The following is a 4,092-nucleotide window of genomic DNA, read 5'->3' as shown; positions in this document are numbered from 1 at the left end:
GGGGCCCGGCACCGTTCCGCAGCCCCGTGTCGGCGGTGCGGTGCCGGGCCCCTTTCCGTGAGCTCCACTCTTCCGTTCACGCAGGCCGGCCCCCATCCGCGCGCGTACTCATCTCGGCGGCTAGGTACGGCTACTCAGGCCTGGGTGCCCGCCCCCAGAAGGCGGCGCGGCCGTCCGGCGGTCTGACGGAGTCACTGTCGGTGGCGGCCGATAAAGTCGCCGGCATGGCACGGATTGCGGTGATCGGCGCCGGGATGGGCGCGCTGGCGGCTGCCGCCCGGCTGGCCGTCGCGGGCCACCGGGTGACGGTGTACGAGCGTACGGAGACGTACGGCGGTGCGGTGCGCCGTTTCGAGCGGGACGGGTTCTCCTTCGACACGGGGCCCGGTCTGCTGACCCTGCCCGCGGTCTGGCGCGATCTGTTCGTCAAGACCGGCAAGGAGCCGCTGGAGGCCTGTGCCGAGCTGGTCCAGGTGGACCCGTCGGCCCGGCATGTGTTCGCGGACGGCACCGAGGCCGCCCTGCCGAACGCGTCGCGCGCGGGTGTCGTCTCCGCCCTGGACGAGGCACTGGGCGCGGGCGCCGGCGGTCGCTGGGGCGACTTCCTGGTCCGGGCCCGCGAGGCCTGGGACCGCACCCGCCGCCCGCTCCTGGAGGAGCCGCTGTGGCCGAACTGGTCGGTGCTGGCCGACCGCGAGCCCTATCCGTCGGTGCCGCACAAGCGCCTGCTGCGCACCCGCCGGGCGGGCACGCTCGCCGAGGTCGGCGCCTGGGAGCTGCGCGACCCACGGCTCGCCGCCCTGCTGGAGAGCCACGCGCTGGCGTACGGCCTCGATCCGCGGGTCACTCCGGCGAGCGCGGCCGTCCTGCCGTACATGGAGCACGCCTTCGGCATGTGGTCCGTGCGCGGCGGTGTGCGCGAGCTGGCGCGCGCGGTGTACGAGAGATGCCTGGCCCGCCGGGTCGCGTTCGTGTTCGGTGCCGAGGTCACCCGGATCGTGGAGAAGGACGGCCGCGCGGCGGGCGTGGAGCTGGGCGACGGCAGCGTGGTGGAGGCGGACTTCGTGGTGGCGCCGGGGGCGGGCGCCGCGGGTGTCCCGCCGCGCGGTCAGGGCGAGGTCGGGCCGCAGCGGGGCCTGCCGAGCCGGCTGACCGTGCTGCTCGCGCTGCGCGGCGGCCGGCCGGAGGGCACCGCGCACCGGACGATCGTGCACACGGGGGACCGCGAGGGCGAGTTGACGGCCCTGTTCGGTACGGCGCCGGCGCCGGCCGCCGCTCCGACGGTCACGGTGCTGCGGCCCGGCGACCCCGCCCTGGTGCCGGACGCCGCCCATGAGGCGGTCACCCTGAGTGTCGTGGTCCCGGCCGGGGCCGAGCCGGGGACCGACCTGGTGGAGGCGGTGCTCTCCGTCGCCGAGCGTGCCCTGCCGGGCCTGCGGGACCGGGTCCTGTGGCGCGAGCTGCGCACTCCGGCGGACATCGCCGGGGAGACCGGGGTGGAGGGGGGTTCCGTCCCGGCTCCGGCGCTTGCGGCGGCCGGGGGCCGGCTGTTGCACCCGGCCAACTCCACCGCCCTGCCGGGCCTGTTCACGATGGGCGGCTGGGCGCACCCAGGCGGCGGGCTGCCCCATGCGGGGATGTCGGGCGCGCTGGTGGCCGGACTCGTCGTGGAGGGGCCCCGGTTCCGGGGCTCGCAGTGAGTCCCGTCCACCGCCCGCGCCGCCCGTCGGGGTGGCAGGGGCGGTCGTGAGCGTCCGTCAGAAGCGGTACTGCTCGTCGTAGCCGTTCCCCTGCTGCTGCCCGTCGCCCTGGTAGGGGTAGGGCTGCTCGGGCGGGAGTTCGCCGCCGAGGGGGTCGTCGGTGCTGCGCTGCTGCGGGACCCAGACACCGCCGGCCGGCGTTCCGTCGTATCCGCCGGTGCCGTACTGCTCCTGGCCGTAGCCCTGCTGGTACTGCTGCTGGTCGTACCCGGCGTCGTAGGTGCCGCCGCCGTAGGTCTGGGTGCCGATGTAGGGGTCGGAGTAGGCCGCGTACTGCTGCTGGCCCGAGGCGTCGTAGCCGTACTGCTGCTGGCCGTAGCCGTCGTAGCCGTACCCCTGGTCGGCGCCCTGGGCGGCCGTCGCGTACTGGTCCTGGGGCTGGGCGGCGGAGGCGTAGGCGGCGTCGGTGTACACGCCGTAGGAGCCGGTGTCGTCGGGCAGCGGCTGCGGCTCGTAGACGGAGGTGGTCTCGGCTGCCGTGGGCTCGGCGGTGCGGGCGGGGGTGAAGACGTCGTCGCGGTCGTAGTCCTCGTCGTAGTCGCCCTTGTCCCGGCCGTAGGCGACGGAGTCGCCGCCGAAGGGTGTGCCCGCGTCCTGCCCGTACCCGTCGGAACCGCCGTCGGCCGCTTCCAGGCCGGAGACCTCGAGCGAGGGGTCCTGGTGCTCGCCCTTGCCGCGGCGGCGCTTGGTGGGGGTGCCCTCGGTGCCGGGGCGGCTGACCGCCCAGCCCTCGGCGAAGCCGCGGCGGAAGGACAGAGTGACGTACGTCTGGCCGATGGCGAAGGCGGCCGCGCCCACACCGATGACGATGACGGACGGGATCAGGACACCGACCACGACACCGAGGAAGCCGCCGAAGGCGAGCAGCCGGTAGCGCAGCCGTGCCTTGTACTGCAGCAGCACCTCACCCAGCAGCCATAGCGCGACGATGCCGAACGCGATGTAGAGGACCGTCCAGCCCATGTACGCCCCTCTCCAGTGGCCGCTACGCAGTGTGTCGTAAGTCGGTGCGACCGGTCTAGGCCTGCGGTGGGTGGTGCAGGCCCAGGTTCTCGTAGATTTCCAGCGTCGCCGTGGAGTTGTTGAGCGTGATGAAGTGCAGTCCGGGCACTCCCTCGGCGAGCAGCCGAGCGCAGAACTCCGTGGCGAAGTCGATGCCAATGGAGCGTACAGCGGCCGGATCGTCTTTGGCTGTGAGGATCCGCTCTTTCAGGGCCGCCGGGAAGTGGGCGTTGCTGAGCTGGGGAAGCCTCTCCAGCATCTTCACACTCGTCACCGGCAGGACCTCGGGGATCACCGGGGTCGCGCAGCCGGCCGCCGACACCCGGTCGCGCAGGCGCAGGTAGGACTCGGGGTCGAAGAACATCTGCGTGATCGCGTAGTCGGCGCCGGCCCGGCACTTGTCGACGAAGCGCGCGACGTCCGTGTCCCAGTCGCTGGAGCGCGGGTGCATCTCGGGGAAGGCGGCGACGCCGACGCAGAAGTCGCCCGACTCCTTGATCAGCTCGACGAGTTCGGCTGCGTAGGTGAGGCCCTGGGGGTGCGGCACCCACTCGCCCATGGGGTCACCGGGCGGGTCTCCGCGCACGGCGAGCATGTTGCGGATCCCGGCGTCGGCGTACTGGCCGATGATGTTGCGCAGTTCGGCGATGGAGTGGTCCACGGCCGTGAGGTGCGCGACCGGGGTCAGGGTGGTGTCGACGACGATCTGCTGCGTCTCCTTGACCGTGGTCGCCCGGGTGGTGCCGCCGGCACCGTAGGTGACGGAGACGAAGTCGGGGGCCACCGCCTCGACCCGCCGGAGCGCGTTCCACAGGCTCCGCTCACCCTGGGAGGTCTTCGGCGCGTAGAACTCGAACGAGTACGTCGTCTTGCCGGTGGCCAGGATGTCACGCACGGTACGCGCGCGGTCGGTCCTGGTGGATGCGGTTCCGAGGGCCATACCCGCAGGTTAGCCAGGGGTGGGGCCTCCCCTCACCAGATCTCGGATATTTGCCCGAATTGTCTACTTGTTGTCCATCCCTTGGACAGGCTGCCGAAAGGAGCCGAAAGGAGCAGGAGCCCCGGAGGGAAGGACAGGGGACCGCCGCAGCGGAGGGCCCGCCCGGCGGCGGCCGGCTCAGATCGCGCGCAGCCGCTCGGCGAACTCCGCCGCCGCGGCGCCCGGATCGTCGGCCTCCGTGATCGCCCGGACGACCACGACCCGGCGGGCGCCCGCCTCGAGCACCTCGTCGAGGTTGCCGAGGTCGATGCCGCCGATCGCGAACCAGGGGCGCTCGGTGCCCGTCGCCGCCGTGTGCCGGACCAGGCCGAGGCCGGGGGCCGGGCGGCC

4 protein-coding genes are annotated in these 4,092 nt (G+C 73.3%); 1 reads left to right on the top strand and 3 read right to left on the bottom strand.

The genetic code is table 11. The features are described from left to right. The first annotated feature begins 224 nt into the window (after positions 1 to 224). Positions 225 to 1,700, top strand: a complete 1,476-nt coding sequence (locus BZL64_RS00375) for a phytoene desaturase family protein (RefSeq protein ID WP_086764575.1) — start codon at positions 225 to 227, stop codon at positions 1,698 to 1,700. Positions 1,701 to 1,757: 57 nt separating this feature from the next. On the opposite strand, the gene BZL64_RS00370 is transcribed toward BZL64_RS00375, so the two are convergent. The 3 genes from BZL64_RS00370 to BZL64_RS00360 form a co-directional block, all read right to left on the bottom strand. Beyond that, complete coding sequence (locus BZL64_RS00370) at positions 1,758 to 2,723, bottom strand: SCO2102 family sporulation regulator (protein ID WP_086764571.1); 966 nt, start codon at positions 2,721 to 2,723, stop codon at positions 1,758 to 1,760. Positions 2,724 to 2,778: 55 nt separating this feature from the next. Beyond that, positions 2,779 to 3,702, bottom strand: a complete 924-nt coding sequence (gene metF, locus BZL64_RS00365) for a methylenetetrahydrofolate reductase [NAD(P)H] (RefSeq protein WP_086764566.1) — start codon at positions 3,700 to 3,702, stop codon at positions 2,779 to 2,781. A 177-nt stretch (positions 3,703 to 3,879) separates the two neighbouring features. Then, positions 3,880 to 4,092 (bottom strand): thiamine phosphate synthase (locus BZL64_RS00360; protein ID WP_208639332.1); only part of this gene is annotated, 213 nt, incomplete at its 5' end.

This window comes from Streptomyces bobili (assembly GCF_002154575.1).
GTDB classification, from domain to species: domain Bacteria; phylum Actinomycetota; class Actinomycetes; order Streptomycetales; family Streptomycetaceae; genus Streptomyces; species Streptomyces bobili.
Note: the sequence above shows the minus strand (reverse complement) of the source record. Positions and strands in the feature narration are given on the sequence as shown.

Excerpts from the sequence above, each read along its gene's own strand:
- BZL64_RS00375 (WP_086764575.1), top strand. The coding sequence starts at position 225 with ATGGCACGGATTGCGGTGATCGGCGCCGGGATGGGCGCGCTGGCGGCT.
- BZL64_RS00370 (WP_086764571.1), bottom strand. The coding sequence starts at position 2,723 with ATGGGCTGGACGGTCCTCTACATCGCGTTCGGCATCGTCGCGCTATGG.
- metF (WP_086764566.1), bottom strand. The coding sequence starts at position 3,702 with ATGGCCCTCGGAACCGCATCCACCAGGACCGACCGCGCGCGTACCGTG.